The sequence below is a fragment of the Polaribacter uvawellassae genome, assembly GCF_039748955.1.
Taxonomy (GTDB): domain Bacteria; phylum Bacteroidota; class Bacteroidia; order Flavobacteriales; family Flavobacteriaceae; genus Polaribacter; species Polaribacter uvawellassae.
The window spans coordinates 600,255-619,882 of record NZ_JBDIZN010000002.1 but is presented as its reverse complement, the minus strand read 5'-3'; the positions used below and the strand labels follow the sequence as shown (position 1 = coordinate 619,882).

Below are 19,628 nucleotides of genomic sequence, written 5' to 3'. Positions count from 1 at the left end.
TTTTTTAAAAAGGTAAGTCATCATCATACGTGCTTCTTGAAGAATTTTTAGGACTTATATCTTCTAATAAACTTGCCTTGATTTCTTTTAAATATCGCGATGGATTTTCTTTATCACTTGAAAAAAGATAAAGGTTGTTTCTCGCTCTTGTCATACAAGTGTATAGTAATCTTCGCTCTGTGGAAATATGGAATTCATCATCTGCATCAATAAATCCTGCTGGAAAAGGGATAATATCGTCATTAAGGTCAAGTATAATTACATTGTTAAATTCAAGTCCTTTTACTGATGACATTGTGCAAATTTTAATGCTATCACTTCCATAATTTACGGGAAGATTAGATTTTACTAATTCCGTTGAAAACCCATTAGCATCTAAAAATTCTTTAATTTGTTTTACACCATTTGTTGACCTATGAAGAACTACCGTACTTTTAAGATTTTTGTTGTTTTTTAAAAGTGTAAGTTGGTCATCAAGATGATTTAATTGTTCATCAAAATCTGAATAGTAAGCTACTTTTGGCTTATCCGTTCCTTTTCTTGCTGCTTTTACTGTCGTAAATTCAGACTTGTCATTCTCCTTATCTAAAAGCGACAGAGCTGCATTGGCAATCGGTATTGTATTACGATAGTTGTTTTTAAATTCTATGGTTCTACCACCTCTTACGTTAATACCAACTTCACTCCAAACAAAACCACTTTTGAAAATGCGTTGTGCTGCATCAGCAATTATTGATAAACTATTTGTTTCATCACTTACTAATTTTGAAATGGTTAGAATCTGTGCTTTATTTAAATCTTGTGCTTCATCAATTATTATGTGTGTATATGGTGGAACAAAGTTTGGGTCATTTTGAATTTTTTTTAGTGCAAGGATTGCATAATCATCAAAATCGACTTTACCTCTGGTTTTTAATTCTTGATTGTATTTTTCATAAACAACCCAAATAACTTCTTTATCAGTTTTTGTAACACGGTCGGAAGTTCCTCTACCTGTTCTCGCAGCTTCAAGATACTCTGTTTTATTTTTAAAAATTTTACCTTTCATCCAAGATATTTCTTCTTGAAAAAACTCCGGACTTTTATCTAAAATGTTTGAAGTACTTGAAGATAATCCGTTTATTATGTCCTCAATGATTTCAATTTGAGTCCATTGCATTATAGTTTGGTTATATTCAATTCCTGCGAAACGGTAAGCCCAACTGTGAAAATTTATTATTTGGACATTAAGTCCATCTGCTGTTTTAGGCTTGATTTCGTCACTATCTTTTTGATAACCTCCATTGATAAAAGGTTTGATAGCTTTTATGTAAGCTGCAAGAGTTTTATTATATGTAAATATTACAATTTTTGTTTCCCTGAAAAGATTGGCTTGTGTCTCAAGCAAATGTTTCGCTCTATAAAGTGCAACTGTGGTTTTTCCACTTCCTGCAACACCTTTTATCTGAATTGGGTTTGTTGGTGGTAAGAATAGTACTTTTTTTTGTTCTCCTTTCAGAGTAATTTTTTTCAGCATTTTAATTCAGTTTGGTGTTGAGCGTTGGCAAAAAACAGCTCTTTTATTTTTTATAGCGTTGGCTTTTCGTGCTGGCAAAAAAATAAATGTGCTGTTTGTGCGGCAGGCTTTTTTAGTTCATATGTTCTTTTTTTAACACGATTTTCGCATTATGCACAACGGTTTTGTATATGATACGTTGCGTGTGTAAGCAACTAATTTAGCAAATAAAAACCGAATAGAAAATCCGCGAGGATTTTCGTAAGTAAGCCTTCAATAGCAATGGATTATATACGTTGTTGTAAGCTGGCTTTTATAATTCATTTAGTAAAAATTTCGATTTATTAGTTGCAATTATTTTTAAATCAGCGTGAACTTTTTTCTCGATTTTTTTATTCCCTCGGATTTGATTTAGTTTAGTTAAAAATGTGTTTCGAGCACTATAAATAAAGTCATCAACATAATTTTCAAACTCGCACTTACTTAATTCAACCAAACCAGAAGTTGTTTTTTCAATATTTTGGTTTTTAATTCCTTCTATGAATTTTAATTTATTAAGGTCTAAAAATTGTCTAATTTCTTTATTGTATTTACTTTTTGTCTTTATTTCAATTTTTCTTAAAAACTGAAAAAGCGATGATATAGTAAAGTTTTTGTTATCTCTTGATTTAAGTTTTTTTAGAAAATCATTCTCGAAATGTTTTAATGCTATTTCTGTATTTATTTTTAGACAAAATTCAAAAGCTTTTAAGAAATCGCCAAAATTTAATTTATGATATTTGAGTTGATTGCCTTTCTGAATTATTAAATATTCATCTAATAAGTTGTACCAAAATAAATCTGAATTTAAATTTTCGTCAATGTAAGTCTTCGATTTAGCTCTAAATAAAACCTCTAATGATTGACTCATATTAAGCTCTTTATTACACATTGATTGAACGAAAATATTCAAATCGGCTTTGTTCAAGGCATTTATAGTCTTTTCTTTATTTATAGCTTTTAATACTCTAAATAAAGAGTCCAATATTGTGAATTTTGAACGATTAAGAATTTTATTTAATAAATCTGTTGTAATTTCATTATCAATCTTTGACTTTAATTCTGGTATATGCAGGACTTTTGGATTAGAATATAAAGTATAGTCATAATCACATTCTAATATTAGTTTATTAATAAAGACTAAAAGTTTATTTTGAGTATTTTCATTAATTGCAACTTCATTTTTTTTAATAAGTTCAAACAGAATAAGTAGAGTGATAATATTGGATTCAATTTTTAATAAGTCATAAAACACTTTAGAGTCAAAAAACTTATTTACTAATTCATAAAATAAATCTTCATTTGAACTAATGATTTTTTTAAGTTCTAAAATACTTGCTGAAATATTATTTATACTTTTTTCCCTTTCCAAAATACTGTAAAAAGTACCATTCTGAAAACTTTCTGTTAATTCTGTTTCTACAAAATCAGGACTTATTGATGATAAATCAGATAGAATTTTTGAAAAGTCTGATAAGTTTGTGGATGCTATTTTATTCTTTAGTGAGAAATGCTTTATTAGTTTATTTGTTACGTCAGTACCAATAGCAATGTCGATTTTTTTTAATTCTCTTAAGGATTTTGTGATTTGTACGGTTTTTAATTTTTGACCTTTTAATGCCAATTCTTGAATATTAATTTTATTAATTATTCCAGTTAATAATTTTTTCGCTAGAGGCGAAGTGTTGAGTTCTGACAACGTGTTAGTAGTGCTAGAAAGAGTTGGTAGTTTTTCAATCATTAATAACCATTCAGGAAAGTGGAACGAATTAAGTATTCTACTAACTGTTTCGGGAAAAGGTTTACTTGAACTAATTTTCATAGTTAAGTCCGAGATAGAATTAATTTTCTCTTTTTGTTTTGGATTTAAATCAACAAATATGTTTCCTAGTTCAATATCCAAAATTTTTGCTAATTGAATTAAATTGCTATATATGGAATAGTCTTTTGAAATAAATAATTCAAGCTTGTGTTTTGTGAAATAATTAGTGAAAAGAGTATAATACTTTACTTGTAAATCATTATCAAGATTGTCAAAAGATAAGAAATAGGCTTTTTGTAATTCAAAAACCTCATAATCTCTAATGTTTTTAGAGAATTTATTTGATAAAAGCTTTAGTACACTATCTTGATTTAATAAAGCACTAACTACTTTTAATTCTTTACCATAAGACAGTTTTATTATTATTTCTGTAATGTTTAGTTCAGATTCTGTTTTAAAGTTTTTAATATATTTCTTTAAATATTTTAAAAGGTCTTTTATTTCTAAATCTCTTTCTTTTTTTAAGGATTGATAAATTAAGTTCGCATAATCTTTATGAGGAAAGTAATAATAGTCACTCGTATTATAATTTAGAATAATGCCTTTCTCTTTTAGTAAATCAAATTCATCTTTTTTTCTTTTTATTTTTAAAAAAGAAATGTCATAACTGTATAAGTATGAATACAAGAACAAAAGTTTTTTGTCTAATTCTTTTAGTTTATGAGTTGTGTAAAAATGTGAATATATTTTTTCATTATTTATTTTTTCAAATTTAAGATTACTTCCTTTTTTAGTAGATGAAATCCAAGTTTCTAATGCGATATTCAATTTTAATAAATTTCTATCTGTATTCTTTAAAACTGTTTGAAAATCTCCAAAATCCCAATTAAATTCGGGAAATTCATCTTTGAGAGATTTAATTCTATTATCAATAATTCCAAAAACTTTTTCTTCAAATTCTATATTTGAATTGTACCTAAATTTTTCAACATCTTTAAAGATGCTTATAATTGAACTCTCATCTTCTTCTCTGTAGGAATTATGATACCTTGAAATATATAGTCCTTTTAACCAAGGAAACCGTTTAATTTTTTGTTGTATTTTTTTAAATAGTTTTATGTTATCGTGAACATTTTCAAGAAGAATTACTGTATGGTAAAAAGATAATTGATTAACCTCTTTTAGTATGTTGATATTATTTAAATCTGGGTCTGAAAGGTCGATATAAAATACTTTGTAGTAAGGTTTTAAGTTTCTAATTATCGCATCAGCAAATGTCGATTTTCCACTACAAGGATTACCTAATATGCAATACTCTTTAATTTTATCTTCGTTAAATAATTTTTGTATTTCTCTTATTTTCTTTTTCTCGAAAGCAGAAAAATAAATTAAATTTTTTGGTGTTGAATATGCTGACTGTTTTTTGTTAAAATAAGGCTCAAATGCAGTTAAATTATTTAAACCGTGAAAGTCAGAGGAAGTTTCTTGTTTTAAAATAACCTCAATTCTTTTTTTTACATTAGGTGATGGAAAACGTTGAAAATCTCCAATTATATCATTTGTAGTTCTTATTTTAATTTGTTTTCCAAAATCTTCTGATAAATCTTTTTCCTTTATCTTTTTTATTGCCTTTTTGTCTTTGACAAAAAAGCAAATAATTCCTTTAATGTTTTTTGTTTGGTGATGTTCTAAAATCTTTCTTATTGTTTCTTTAACTTTTTTTATTTCACCACTTTGTATTGTTGTTATCTGTATCGCAATTCCTTTTTTTTCTGAATATAAATCTATACCTGAAGCATTTGGTTCAGAATAATTAAGATTCTTTAAATCACTCCAACCATATATTTCTTTGAATAATCGACAAAAAATATCTTCAGCATTAATTCTTTCATTGTTCTTATTGAAATTACCTTCATAATATATTTTATCAATATATGTAAATAAGTCATTTTCAATTGAGCTTTGAATCATTCTTTTAAGTTAATCGGTTTCTTGAGCTTGCTTACAACGTTTTGGTATATGGTTTGTTGCGTGGTTTAAACACTAAAGTTAGCAAATAAAAACCGAATAGAAAATCCGCGAGGATTTTCGTAAATAGGCGAGAACCCAGCAATAAATTATATACGGTGTTGCCCACTGGCTTTATTTCAGTTCTATTATTAATTCCTCAACTATTTCTTTATATCCTTCTCTCAAACTAAAATTATCTTTCGTCCAATGATTTTCGGGATATTCATAATTTATTAATTGTCTTAAATAATCTTTTTTTGCGTGTCCTAATTGACTTGATATTAATGCAATAAAATATCCAGCTTGACTTTCATCATCTGCCTCATTCGTTTTGACGAATTCTTTTTTGAATTGTTCTCTTGTAAGGATTTTCTTTTTCAATAACGCTGGAAGTAAAACATTCTTTATTCTATTTGAAGAATAATTTGCTTTTGTAAAATAAGATTTTAGAAGTTCTTTTAATTTTGGTAATTCATATTCTCCAGGTTCGTCAGACATTGCAATTTTAAATTTCTTCTTATTAGATTTTTCTTTCGCAATTTCTTCTGGAATAGTTACTGTTCTTGATAAAATCTCTGCTCCATTAGAAGTTCTAACATAATTTAAAATAATTGCATTAATTGCCATATCAAAGTTAGTAGATAAATATTCAATCATTCTACTTAAAGGTTCTTCTATTGCAAAACCGACAAGTAATAATCTTTGTGATTGATTAATCGTTATTTCGTCAATTTTTATTTCGTCAAAATGCGCTGATAGCTGGTCTTCTAAATTATTTCCTGTAAAAGCGATACAAATTTCACTTAATTTTTCAATGTCCCAAGTTGCCAAGTCAGATGCATAGTCAATTGCTTGAGCTAAAACAAGTCTTGCAAGTTTTTCTCTTTTTAATTCAACTATTACAAGATTTCCGTTATTGTCAATTCCTAAAAAGTCGAGTGGACCAGATTTTGTATAAACTTGTTCTCCAATAATGAGAATATCTTTTCCTAAAATATCAGGTTTGGTTTTTATCCATTGTTCTAAATGTTCAGATTCTTTTCTACCATTTTCGGTAAGTGTTGAACTTATTGGATTCAATTTTCCTTCTATTATTTCCCAAGTTTGTATTTCAGTAGACATTCGTTCTTGTTTAGTTCGGTTTTAGCTTGTGGGCAACGTGTTTGTGTATGATTTCGTTGCGTGTTTCAGCAACTAATTTAGCAAATACAAACCGAATAGAAAATCCGCGAGGATTTTCGTAAGTAGGCTTGAACTAGCAATGAATTATACACGGTGTTAGCTTGCGTTTTTTTTTAGTTCTTCTTTATCTATTAAAATCAAAATTCCTCCAATCAAAAACCCACTTATTAGTCCGCCAAAATGAGCAGCATTATCAATTCCTCCTAGAAATCCAAATAGTAGGCTTACTCCTGCATAAAGTCCCAACAACATCCAAGTCATTCCTCTCATATAATTTGGATAAATTTTAAAAACTGTAAAGGCTAAAATCAGCCCATAAAGTCCAAAAATTGCTCCGGATGCTCCGACACTAACAGTGTTTTCGTACCAATAAATACTCGCTAAACTTGCAAGTATTCCACAAACAACATATATAATTATTAATTTTACTGAACCAAGAATGTTTTCCAATAAACTACTTCCCAGTCCAAGACCTATTAAGTTCATAAACAAGTGTAAAAGCCCACCATGAATAAATATAGAAGAAAGTAATCTCCAATATTCTCCATCCATAACTTCAGATCTTCTATTTCCACCAATTTCAAGTAATTCTTTTGGCGTAGGTGAAACAATATTCAGTCCATCAAAAATCATAACAAGGAAAACAATAATGTTTAGAAGTAATAAAATTGCAGTTGCTTTATTTTCTCCCATTGGATTTAAAAAGCCAATCATATCTTTTAAACCATCTTCTTTTAGTGGTTTATTCTTTTTAAAATCGTTTAATTCCTTTTCGTTAATTTTTGGAATTACTACCATTAACAAAAGAGCTAATGCTCCAATACCAAAAGACCCAAAAATCCAAGGAAATGAATTGCCGAGTCTTTCTTCAAAAACATCATTTTTAGGTACAAGTATTATTTGTTCCTTTTCGTTTAGATTAGCGTTTTTTTCTTTTATTGCTTCTATAAATCCATCTCTGTCGTCTGAATATCCTAGTCGTTCAAAATATTCTACATCTTGAAAATTATAGGTTTTAAATTCTTGTTCTGATTTGTTTAAAAAAGTTCTGTACTCTGAATTTTTCCTTTGTTCATTTATACGATTGCTTAAATTCTTTTTATACTCAACTCCGTACCAAACAGAGCTTGTTTCTTCAAACGGACAAGCGAGATATAAGTAAAAGTTCAGATTCTCATTATTTCGACCAGAAGTTCTAGCAGTTACATATGGAAGACTTGAGTTATGGTCTATATTAAATGAGGTTATTTTAAAATATTTTTCGTTTTTTAATTCTTTAATTTTTGAGATTGAAAATATTTCGTTTAAGTCAAAAGAACTTTTCTCAATGTAGTTTTGACTTATTATTATTGGTACAGCTATTGCTGCTGCCATAGCAAATTGATATCCAAAATATCCATTATCTCTTTTGCCTCTAACATTTAAAATTCGAATTCTTCTTCGTAACCAAATAAGTATTGGAATCCAAGGAAGAGCGAAAGGAATCCAAAAATTCAATAAGTTTTCTTTTAAGGGTAAAATTCCGAGTTTGATATCTAAAGTCCAACGAAATATGTTATAAAAAAGAATAGTTCCTATCGAAACTATTAAAAATGGAATATATACTTCTTTAAGTTTTGTTTTAATATTGTTCAATTCTCGATGTTGGTTTTAAATGCAAGCTAACGGTCCGTATAACCGTCAGTTACGGGATTAAAGTTAATAATTTTCGGTTAAGCACTGACGTTAGCAATTCCGAGTGGATTCGGACGTAGTCGAATCCGCCGTAATTGCGGTTATACATTGTTGGCAATAGTTATTTTTTATTCCGTTTATTCAATCTTTTCAATCGATTTATTTCCGATTTCTTTGTTCGGTTCAGATTTTTAGTCCGAGTACAAAGGTCAGTCGAAAAATATGGTTTAACTTTATTATTCTCGTTATACGTGTTTACTTGTAAATCCGTAATGTATGAGTAAACTAAATGTTCCGAATTCAGGTCAAAATAATTTCCACAATCCGCTCCGCCACCAGAAGTTACAATAGTTATGAAATCCGATTTTTCTTTTCCCTTAATCAGTTCCTTAACTTTGAAAACAAATTCAATTCTGTTAATTTCCCGAACTAAATATTTTCCTTTTTCAGTTGAGCTTGGGATTGAGTCATAAACTTTTCCTTCGTTAATTTCCACAACTTTTCCAGTAAAAATCAAGTCCGAATGTTCAAAACCGTATTTGACACTTGACTTTTCGCAAGAACAAGAATAAACCTTGTTTGCTGAAAAAATCAGAATGAATATTGTAATGATTATCGGGTTTTTCATAATTATTGCCAACGTGTTTGTGTTATGATTAGTTGCGGTTAAAAGTGCGATACACTTTCCGCCGTTGCGGAAAGATAATTAATTCTCGTGAATTTCCGCCGAGGAAATTCCGCAGCAATTAATTATACACGTTGTTGGGCATAGTTATTTATTCCACTTAGAATAGTTCCATAATAATAATAATAATAATTACACCTCCATAAATTACAAAACAAATAAAGTCAAATAGAGTTACTTTTCTATTGTCCCAAATATCCAAAGCACCTCTATTGGGTGCAACTAATTCAATTTTTTGGAACTTAAGTGAGGTTATTCTTAAAAATTGAAATAAAAATAAAAAAATCCAAGTGTATTTTAAAAATTCCGCAGCTGGTCCCCTGGGATATTGAAATTTATCAATATTTACAATTTCAAAATATAAAAAAATATGTAGCAATGAAATTCCTAACCAAATTAACCAAACATTAAATTTTCTCAATGACTTATAATTATACGCATATAGAAAAAGAGGAGTGAAAAATGCATAGCCTAAAATAATTTCTCTTTTAAGGAAATCATATGGGTCAAAATATATTATCAGACTTAGTATAAAATAAATAGTGATAGAGTAGAAATCCCACTTGTCTATACTATCAAAGTAAAATGTGTTTTTGTTCGTCATTCTAATTATGCCCAACGGTCTAGTATAAGAATAGTAGCGGATTTTTACACACTAACTTTTCGGTTGAACACAGACCTTTGTTATTTTTACTTTATTTCGTTTTAGCGAATAAACCGCTATTATTTTTATACATTGTTAGCCACTGGCTTTTTTCGTTCAGCTTGGTTTTCAGCGTTGGCTAAGACATACTCTTTTGCAATTTTCGGCTTGTGTGTTGGCTGGTGCGAATTGCAAATGTGTATGGCTTTTAGCGTTGGCTTTTCGTTCTTTTCATTATCAAACTTCCAATTAATCCAATTCCGACAACTACATCGACAATATTCCAAATTTCTCTTCCAAGTGCTATTTTAAAAAATGGTTGAAAGAGTAGGGCAAGTCCACCGTAAATTATCATTTCAGTTTGTCTTTGTTGTTCATTTGCTTTGTATGCTAAAATTCCGAAACCAATTAAGGCAACAAATCTTACAAATTGGTAAAAACCATATGGCATATCCAATAAACACAAAAACATCAGAATTGCCAATACAACCTTAATCAATACCTCACTATTTTTCATTATCTTCTTTCAGATTGTCTAAAATATCATCATCAATTTCACTTATCAACTCAAATTCATTAGAAATATGAGTGTCAAAGAAATCATCTTGAAGTCTTGATAAATAAGAGTCAGTTATAATATCTTGTTCCAAATAGTCTTCAAAATCAGGATGCTTTTTAAGAATTGGGTCGTTATCAATTTTTAGTTTTGAACGAATTACTTTAAAAAACTTGATTTCGCTATATTCAACTTTTTCGTCTGCTTTTATTGTGTCAATTGCAACTTCAATCAAGTTTAATTCATTTACTTCTGACAATTCAGAAGATGTTAGTTCATCAAAATAATCTCTCATAAATTGATGTCCATCTTTATTGATAGTAATTAAAAGATTGTCCATTTCTGCATTGACATCTAAATCTCCAAAAGTCTTTTTCTCTTTATGCAATCGTTTAATCAGTTTAATTTCTCGCTTGTCAATATCGCCATCACAAGCCATACACGAAAAAGCTGTTTTAAGCAATAGTTTATTGAATTGTAATGCTTCCATATTTAATTGTTTTTAAAACCGATTCTTGGTCGGTCGTTAGTATTTTCTGCTAACCCTTCCATTTTTGCTCTGATAGCGATGTAACTATTTAATTCTTTTAGAGAAATGGAAGGTTTGTTTATCTTGATTGTTTCAAGTAAAATCTCTTTCGAAATTCTTGATTTTAGTTTTAATGCTTTTCTTGATGCTTCATCACAAAGGAATTTAATATCGCTGGAAACATAGTATTCTGTTACTTTTGCAAATTCAGAATAATCCAAACCTATTTCTCTTGGTCTTTTCTCCAAGTATAATTTAAACATCAACTCACGAGCTTCGAGGTCTGGTGGTGGCAAATAAATCACCTTGTCTAATCTTCCTGCTCTTAAAATAGCTGGGTCAATCGAATTTGGTCTATTAGTTGCACCAATAATGAAAATTCCATCTTCACCGCAATTATTCATTTGTGCTAAAAACTCATTAACAGCACTTGTGTTCATATGATTAACACTCGAATTATCACGATTTGGGACAACTGCATCTAATTCATCAATGAAAATTATGCTCGGTGCATTTTCACGAGCTTCATCAAAAATGTTTTTGATTTGTTCCTGTGTTTGATTTACAAACTTACTTTGAATATCAGATGGCTTTAATTGATAGAAATTAAACCCTATTTCTTCAGCCATTCGTTCTGCAAAAAATGTCTTTCCACAGCCTGGTGGTCCATAAAGCAACATTCCGTTAGGAATTGTTAAACCGTATTCTGCATAACGTTCTTTTTCATTTAAAGCATCAATAACATCAAGTTTGATAGTATCTTTCAATTCTTGCATTCCTGCAATAGCTGAAAAACCTTTTCCTTTCTTGATTTCTTTTAGTTTAGGTTTTGAGGTCTGTTGTGGCGAAGACAATTGTTGTACTTCCAATTCACCGTTAATAGCTTTGACAAAATCACTAACATTTTTAAAACGATTATCTGCATTTGGTTGTAAAGCATTGCTGATGATATTTTGGGTTTGTTCATCAGTAATATTCGAGAATCTTAAAGGTTTTTTCCGTTCGCCAATAACAGCATCTTCTAATTTTACGTTATCTGCCTTGTATTTAGAAATTTCTACGAACCAAGGTGGTAGACCTTCTAACAAATGATAATACAAAGCACCAACAGAAAACACATCACTTTGAACAGAGAAGATTTTATTAAATGCTTCATTCGCTTGGTAAAATGGATTTAATCCTTCTTTCAAAAAGTTTTTGTTGGATTGACTTAAAAAACGAGCATAGCCAAAATCAATAATTTTGGGAATGGAAATTTTACCTGATAAATCCAACATTACATTTAAGTTGGTAATATCGTTGTGGATGATTGGATTGTTTAAAGAATGTAAATACTTCAATCCATTTAATACACCTAAAATAATGTCTTTAGCTTCATAAATATTTAGCGACTGCTCACGTTTTAATTTATCTGCCAATGTTTCACCACTAATAAAATCAAGAATAGCATAAGCGTATTTTTGACCATTCAGAAGTAATTCACCACTATCACAGTATTTAACCAAATTAGGATGTTTGATTTCCTTTAAAATCTCTACCTCCAAAACATCACTATTTTCAGTAAACTGTGTTCTATTCAATTTTGAATAACTAAACAGTTTCAAAAGTTTTGTTTTTCCTTCTTGGTCTTTTATACGATAGGTTTCTGCATAACTTCCTTTTTTGAGAAAGAATGTAACCTTATATTTCTCATTAATGGATTGACCTTTGGATAATATGTTGTTTGATTGCTTCATATTTTTATCCAACTAAAACAGAATCGTCTCCGCTTGGTCTTTCCTCCATTGGTAATAAATCATAAAGCGAAACAACAATTGGTCTTAAATCATTGACATTCGGGTTTTCGCTAATCATTTGTAATCCTTTATTTATTAATGTTCTTGCTCTGTTTGAGTCAGCCCAATGTAGTGAGTGAAACTCGCTATCAAATCCTCGAAGAATACCGACTAATTGATAAATCATTGTTAATTGGAAAAAGAAACCTCCAATTTCTTCTAAAAGTACATTTCCAAGTTTAACGTCTTTTGCTCGAATAACTTCCTCCAATTGCGAACGGAATTGATTGACTACTTGATTAGTTTGTTCATTACCCAATTCATTGTTGGCTTTTTCTAATCTATAAAATTCCTCTTTTAATTCTTCCTCTAATTTAGGCCATTCGGTTGTCTCGTTAAGTTCATCAATGGTTTTTAATGATTTTCTTAAGTTGGTCAAAACTTCCTGTTTACCATCAACATCATTTTTGTTGTTCTCAAAAGATTTTTCAATCTGTTGCAATTCTGCTTCGACTTTCTCTAATTGACCATTTTGAGAATTGCCGTCTTGCTTTAATTCAGCAATGCTTCCTTTGGCTTTTCTAATTTCATTGGCTAACCAAGTTGTTTCAATAGATGTTTTCGTACTATCAACTTCTATTTCAGTTGTATAGTCTAAATATGGAAAATATGCTATAACAGTTATTTTCTCTGACCTATCAATGTTTACAGTTAAGTCAACATCACTATTTTCAGGAAGAAGAGAAGGTAAGTCAGCACCACTTATTTTAATATCTGTAACGTGTTCATTATAAATTGCTCTTGTTCCTTCTGAATTATGCTCGCCTTCATACACAGGGATTTTTATAAAGTCAGAATCCATTCCTGGGCGGATTTGCTTTTGAGTTTTTAAACTGTTTCGTGTACCAACTGCTGGGATTGATGAATTTTTCTCAAGCCCTTTTATTGTAGTAAAGCGAACTTTTCCTGTTGTTCTGTCTTTTAATTCAATACCAACATTGTAAGGTAGCGTAGCACTACCAATTTTTGAACCTTGAATTACACTAAAAGATGATGGTTCACATTCCAAAAGGTTTCCTTTGTCATCATAAAGAACAACTTCAAAAACATTGGTTTTACCTTCGTTAAGTTGGATTTCTAATACTTCACCAATCGTGTTAATTTCTACTTTTCCACTTGACCAAGCTTTGTCTCCTCTTGTAACTTCAGCAAATACGACCTCTGGAATATTACCTTCTGTTTTGTCTTCTAAAATTTTAATTGGAACAAATTCTTCTATTTCAACAGTCGAAGCTTCGTGTGCTATTTCAAGTTGGATTTTTGTTTTATCTCTTGTTTGCTCTCTTACTTCTTCTGAAACGTCAACCGTTGAAGCGTATAATGCTGCTCCTTTTGAAACAACTGTCATTGGGTCTGCACTTGTATCAGGCTTACAAATTTGCTCTTCCAACATTTTTCTTAAAACTGGCGAGAATGTTGGACCACCAACAAGAATAAGTGAATCTAAAGATGAACCTTTTAAATTGTTTCTTTCCAAAAGGCTTAAACTTACATCAATTGCTTTTTGAAAAACAGGTGAAACAGCTTTTGTAATATCTGCTTGTGTAACTGTAATGTCCAATTCAAATTCTTCGCCTTCGTCATCTTCTCCGGGAATATCTCCTAAATCCGATAAAATGTTATGCGTATCATTAAAAGAAAGTTTGATTTTAGTTTCTTCTGCATAGAATTTCATTGCGTTACGCAAAATTTGTTTTTTCGTGTCATCTGCTAAAATAGAATCAATCACAAAATTTTCTTGGATGTATGGTAAAATGATTTCATCAACAATAGCAAAATCTAAATTTTTACCACCTAAATAATTATCACCTTCGGTATCAATTACTTTCATAATACCTTCTTCAACTTTTAAAAGTGCAGCATCAAACGTTCCTCCACCAAAGTCAAAGACTAACCAAAATCCATCTTTTTTATCAGAATCTAAACCATAAGCCATTGATGCTGCCACTGGTTCTTGCAGTAATTCAATGTGGTTAAAACCTGCTAATGTTGCGGCTTCTCTTGTTGCTTCTTTTTGGTTGTTTTTAAAAGCCGCAGGAACTGTAATTACAATAGAATTTACATTTTCGTCCTTGACAAAAGATTTGAGTGTTTTTAATACTTCTGCTGACAACTCTTCACTTGATAATTCTTTGTCAAGGTTGGAACTTTGATACTTTTTGTCAGTTCCCATTGTTCGTTTGAACTCAATGAATGCGTTTGATTGAAAATTATCAGCACCTTTCATTGATTTCAATCTGTCTCGCTTTAAAGCGTTATAAGCACTATCGCCAACTTGTATAGCTTTCTTTTTATTGATATAGACACAAGAAGGCATTGTGTCTTTTAAAGTGTCCGTTTTTTTAATGGTTGGTTCTCCATTTTCCATTCTTGAAATAGCGGAATTTGTTGTACCTAAATCTATTCCGTAGTCAATTTTTGTTCTTGCCATTTTGATAATATTTTTTATGCTTCTGTAACTTCTATTTGTGCTGTTTGAATCATTGTTCCCTTGTAATTTACTTGAGGTTTAATGATTCTTGTTATAGTTCTTTTTCCCTCTTCAAAATCTTCATCTTGAACAAAGTTTACTGTTGCTTTCATTCCCTCATTGTATTCTTTCCCAAGCATATCTACTAATTCATAACCGTTAGAAGCAAAGTTGTCTTGAATACGTTTTACAGAAGAATTTAACTGTTTTAAACCTTTTGTTTTTTCATCCATTCTGCTCAAATTCTTTTGAATACGAATGATTTCATCTGCGACTTTAAGAGCTAAAGAATGGTCTGCTTTATCGTTTGAAGCAACTGGTTGAGATTTGCTTGCTTCTTGTTGCAGTTTTAATTGTGTTTCTAAAACTTCTACCAATTTGTTATCCAATTTCACGCTTTCTTCTTCAAGTGAAGCTTTGGTATTTCTAATTTGAGTTTCTACATCTGTTTTGCTTGAAGAGATACGTTTGCCCAACAACCAATAAACTAATCCACCTAAAAGAAGTGTCCCTAAAGTCGCAATAATCCAATACAAACGGTTTTTTTCTACGTTACTATCTAATTCTGCAATTTGAAAATTTGCTTTTTTTTCTGTGTCTTGGATTTTAGTTCCAAGTTCTTCGGAATTAGTTATAATGTTTTGTTTATTGGTTTGAATGAGTTGGGTCAAACTATCAATAGAAGCGTTTAGGCTTTTATTCTCATTTTGCAATATGGAAATGGTTTTGCTTTGCTGACCTACTGTGTAGTTTTGATTGTTCCATTTTTTGGTTAAGGCATCAACCTCTTGTTGCTGCTTTAATAAATCACTTTTTATGCTTGGTATTTCTTTAACCAAAAGTGAATCTTGTTGCTGTTGAGCAAAAAGATTGGTTGCTCCAAGTAAAAGTGTTATAAGTATATGTTTCTTCATTATTGTCTTATTGCTTTTATAAATTGGTCTAATCCTTTTCGGATTATTGAGTTTACAACTTGTTTGTTTTTTAGTTTATCTACTAACCTTGGTGAATATTTATAATAGAATTTGATAAAACTTCTACCAACAATAGTTTTTCTCAAAAAGTCATCTCTAAATTTTCTTAATTCTAAAACTTGTGGATGGTCGTAATCACCATAAGCCATTGTTGCAATATAACAACCTCCTTTATCTGCTGCACTACTAATTGTCGAACCTACTTTTTTAGCTGTTGCAGTTGCTTGTGCTGCTCTTACGTCTTTCCAATAACATATGTGTTTAACTTGATTTATTTGAATTGGACCAAGTTTTTTAAATAGAAAATCAACAAGACGTTTGTATTCAGAAATTTTGTTTTGATTTGAACAGCGTTGAATTATTTCTACGTCATTAACACTGATTCCGTCTCTTATAACATTTGCTACTTTAGACCAATCAAGACAGTTCGCTTTCATTTTGTCAACTTTAGAATAGTTGATACTTTGATTATATGACATTGTCATACTCATTTGGGCAACTTGAGCATCAATTTCACTAATTGCTTTTTCATAAGCCATTTTGATAGAACTTAAAATTGCAATTGCTTGATTCAACTCTCTGTCTTTCATTTCCTCAAGAGTAGCAAGACTATCTTTTGCTCTATCTTTTGTGAGCTTACCAATTGCAATTCTTTCAGCAATCTTTGTGAGTTTTTGAGCTTGTTCCAAATAGTTTTCGGTCGAATTGTTTTCTTGACTTTCGTTGAAATAATCAATACCACATTGCATTATTTCATTGGCTAATTGGTCTGCAATTGTTTTGTATTTCAAGTCAGAAGTACCAAGTAGTGAATTTAAAAGGGATAAATCGTCTTTTGAATCTGTAACTAATCTTAATCCAAATTCATAAGCATTACTGCTATTTGCTTTACGATTCTTTTTGCAGGATTCAATTCGACCTTCTATATTATGTAATGGTTGTTCTGTGAATTTTTTAGAGAGATAATTTTGCGTTGTGCCATTGCAACCACTAAATAATTGTAAAGTTTCTGAACTTGAATATAGCTTATTGAGTTGCGTTAGCAACTCATCAATCAGTTTTTCAGATTGTTTAAACTTGTCAATTGTATAAGTCTGGTCAGCAACTGAATGAACAAAATTTTCAAAGTAGTCCGATTCAATCAGTTTGATTTTGGCTTCAATTCCTTTTTTTATCTCTGTCTTACTTTGGCTTAATAGTTTGTAGGTTCCTAAATTATTAAAGGCAGAAAAGTTCTTTGAATTAACCTCTTTGTCGGTCGTTACCTTTTCCCATATTTCAATAGCTTTTTCTTCGTCTCCATTCTTCAAGTACTCCAATGCTGTATTGTCAAATGGATTTGTATTTAAAAACCAAAATAGCGAGTAATTCACTTTATCTTGGTTTTGTTCAACATTTGAGAATGCTTTATTTACAGATTCTTCTGTTCTGGAAATGCTGTCAAGAATATGAAAGTCGAAGTCAGATTTGATTTCTTTTCCAACCTTTGTGTAGGCTTTTATTTTAGTCTTTTGCTTTTGCAATTCTCTTTCTGTTGCATTTGAGAGAATTCCTGCAATTCGATATGGGTTGTTTTTTATTATCTCCATTTATTTTCGGTTGGATTTCTTTGTTATAAAATTACTTTTCATTCAATTTCTTTCTTTACGGTTTCTCTCATTTCATTCGTTTTTCTTTCAGCGTTGGCAAAAAACAGCTCTTTTGGTTTTTTGAGCGTTGGCTTTTGTGTCGGCAAAAACCAAATGTGCTGTTTGTGCGGTTGGCTTCATAGCTTGTGGCTAACGGTCTTGTGTATGATTAGTGGCGTGTTTAAGCACCTAATTTAGCAAATAAAAACCGAATAGAAAATCCGCTAGGATTTTCGTAAGTAGGCGATAACTAGCCATTAATTATACACGTTGTTGCCAGTAGTTATTTTCGCAGTTTTGCTTTGTAACTCGTGGCTTTTAATTCAAAATTATTTTTTAAATCTTCAAAACTATAAATCAATATTTTATTCTCAGATTTTTGGTTATCAAAATTCCGAATAAAGTACAAATAATAATTCTCAGATAAATTTTCGGCTTGCTTTAATTCGTTCGCAGAAATGTCAAATTCAAATTTTGAGGTTACTGTCGTTTTTACCTCAATAAATTTTTCTTCTCCATTCGGCTGGTAAGAAATTATATCATAACCATTTGCAACATTAGTGTCACTTACCCTTTTTACTTTATCAGCTAATTTTTTCAAATTCAAATCGATTAGCTTTCTTTTTTCAATATTCACAACATATTCCTCTCCTTGTAATCCAATAATTCTGTTTTTCTCTAATTGTTCCCAAAGTTCCTTTTCAGATAGGCCTTTGTTTTTGGAAAGAACTTTCTTTTGTTCAACAATTTCATTTTCAGGGAATAAATATTTTTCATTTCCATTCCAAACGATTAAATGTTTCAATTTATATTGGCGAAGAGCAACTCGGATATTTCTTTTCCATTGTTCTTGACTATTATAATCTGCTAAAGGTAAATTATCGTCAGGTCTAAAATCCGTGTGATTCTTTTCGAATATGGAATAAACTTCTGTAATGTGAAGCCATTTATCTTTTGGGATAAATTCGGACAAAACCTCTCTTATTTTACTCTGACTTGTAATGTCTCTCATTTTTTGTCCTAATTACTGGCAACGTGTTTGTATATGGTTTGTTGCGTGGTTAAGCAACTAAGTTAACAAATAAAAACCGAATAGAAAATCCGCGAGGATTTTCGTAAGTAGGCTAGAACTAGCAATAAATTATATACGTTGTTGTAAAACGTTTTATACACCAACCATATTTCGATAATCAATCGAATCTCCAATCTCACAATGTTCACTATTTTTATAAACAAAGATTGTAGTCCGTTTTTTTATACTCGTAACTTCGTTAGATTTTAATTCAGTTACTATAATTTCAATTTTAGGGAAATTAGAAGCAAATACAATATCTAAATCAATTTCTTCTTTTGGTGCTAAATAATTGTATTTTTCTTGTCTTATAGAGGTTTTATATGGTATTGCTTTGTAGTCCTTAACATCAGCCTCATCTATTCCGAATGTTATGTCATTTTTGAAAGTATGTATTTCGTATTTTAGAATAATGTCATAAGCTGGACTAACTCCATTATTGACAATTTTAAACTTTATTTTCTTATCGATATTTATTTTGGAAAGTCCTCGAATCTGTTCTTGAACTGGGTCTAAATCTCTCATTAAATGTTTGTCCCATTCATATTCAGAATCGATTAATAAAGTCCGTAGAAATAAAATCGGATTCTTGTAAGAAAGTAATGTTTTGTACGTAATGTAAGTGTAAATGGAAGTAACAACAACCAAAATTACAGTAAGAATGATATTTACTACTTCCATTATTAAATGATTTTATTAGATTTATTTTTCCAGTACAAATGTGATTGAATACATATAGCTCGATTCCGAATTAGTAACAACTGGAACTACTTGTTTAACTTTATATCCATCTTCTAAATACTCATTTAGTTTGGTATATTCTTTCTCCGTGAATTTGTCATCTTTATCGATGATGTTTGTGTGGTTACTGTAATTACTTTTTGCATTTGTTTTTGATGTTTGATTAATGTTTCTCTAAATGTTTTACAACGTGTTTGTGTATGATTAGTTGCGTGGTTTAAGAACTAAAGATAGCAAATAAAACACAGATAGAAAGTCCGCGAGGACTTTCGTAAATAGGCTAAAACCAGCAATTAATTATACACGGTGTTACCCACAGTTATTATTCCGATG

At 30.2% G+C, this 19,628-nt stretch carries 14 protein-coding genes; all 14 read right to left on the bottom strand.

Annotation, left to right across the window (positions count from 1 at the left end; genetic code table 11):
- Positions 1-4 precede the first annotated feature (4 nt).
- Positions 5-1,516, bottom strand: coding sequence for a UvrD-helicase domain-containing protein (locus ABDX67_RS07185; protein WP_347174272.1), 1,512 nt, complete (start codon positions 1,514-1,516; stop codon positions 5-7).
- Positions 1,517-1,808: 292 nt separating this feature from the next.
- Positions 1,809-5,267: an SMEK domain-containing protein gene (locus ABDX67_RS07180; RefSeq protein ID WP_347174271.1), complete on the bottom strand. Its 3,459-nt coding sequence runs from the start codon at positions 5,265-5,267 to the stop codon at positions 1,809-1,811.
- Positions 5,268-5,438: 171 nt separating this feature from the next.
- Positions 5,439-6,428 carry an endonuclease NucS domain-containing protein gene (locus ABDX67_RS07175; protein ID WP_281980690.1) on the bottom strand — a complete coding sequence of 330 codons (990 nt, stop codon included), beginning with the start codon at positions 6,426-6,428 and terminating at the stop codon, positions 5,439-5,441.
- A 156-nt stretch (positions 6,429-6,584) separates the two neighbouring features.
- Positions 6,585-8,123 (bottom strand): rhomboid family intramembrane serine protease, encoded by a 1,539-nt coding sequence (locus tag ABDX67_RS07170; protein WP_347174270.1) that lies wholly within the window; start codon positions 8,121-8,123, stop codon positions 6,585-6,587.
- Positions 8,124-8,283: 160 nt separating this feature from the next.
- Positions 8,284-8,790, bottom strand: a complete 507-nt coding sequence (locus ABDX67_RS07165; RefSeq protein WP_347174269.1) for a hypothetical protein — start codon at positions 8,788-8,790, stop codon at positions 8,284-8,286.
- Positions 8,791-8,947: 157 nt separating this feature from the next.
- Positions 8,948-9,268, bottom strand: coding sequence for a hypothetical protein (locus ABDX67_RS07160; protein ID WP_347174268.1), 321 nt, complete (start codon positions 9,266-9,268; stop codon positions 8,948-8,950).
- Positions 9,269-9,698: 430 nt separating this feature from the next.
- The gene (locus tag ABDX67_RS07155; protein WP_347174267.1) at positions 9,699-10,007 is read right to left on the bottom strand and encodes a DUF6804 family protein; all 309 of its coding nucleotides are present in this window, start codon (positions 10,005-10,007) and stop codon (positions 9,699-9,701) included.
- Positions 9,997-10,536, bottom strand: coding sequence for a hypothetical protein (locus ABDX67_RS07150; RefSeq protein ID WP_347174266.1), 540 nt, complete (start codon positions 10,534-10,536; stop codon positions 9,997-9,999). The genes ABDX67_RS07155 and ABDX67_RS07150 overlap by 11 nt, the downstream gene beginning before the upstream one ends.
- A 2-nt stretch (positions 10,537-10,538) precedes the next feature.
- The gene (locus ABDX67_RS07145; RefSeq protein WP_347174265.1) at positions 10,539-12,311 is read right to left on the bottom strand and encodes an AAA family ATPase; all 1,773 of its coding nucleotides are present in this window, start codon (positions 12,309-12,311) and stop codon (positions 10,539-10,541) included.
- A gap of 4 nt (positions 12,312-12,315) precedes the next feature.
- Entirely contained in the window at positions 12,316-14,841 is a 2,526-nt protein-coding gene (locus tag ABDX67_RS07140; RefSeq protein WP_347174264.1) for an Hsp70 family protein, read from the bottom strand.
- Positions 14,842-14,855: 14 nt separating this feature from the next.
- Positions 14,856-15,794: a hypothetical protein gene (locus ABDX67_RS07135; RefSeq protein ID WP_347174263.1), complete on the bottom strand. Its 939-nt coding sequence runs from the start codon at positions 15,792-15,794 to the stop codon at positions 14,856-14,858.
- Positions 15,794-17,443 (bottom strand): CFI-box-CTERM domain-containing protein, encoded by a 1,650-nt coding sequence (locus ABDX67_RS07130; RefSeq protein WP_347174262.1) that lies wholly within the window; start codon positions 17,441-17,443, stop codon positions 15,794-15,796. Before ABDX67_RS07130 ends, ABDX67_RS07135 begins: the two co-directional genes overlap by 1 nt.
- 322 nt (positions 17,444-17,765) lie before the next feature.
- Entirely contained in the window at positions 17,766-18,494 is a 729-nt protein-coding gene (locus ABDX67_RS07125) for a protein NO VEIN domain-containing protein (protein ID WP_347174261.1), read from the bottom strand.
- Positions 18,495-18,647: 153 nt separating this feature from the next.
- Positions 18,648-19,235 (bottom strand): hypothetical protein, encoded by a 588-nt coding sequence (locus ABDX67_RS07120; RefSeq protein WP_347174260.1) that lies wholly within the window; start codon positions 19,233-19,235, stop codon positions 18,648-18,650.
- Between the last annotated feature and the right edge of the window lie 393 nt (positions 19,236-19,628).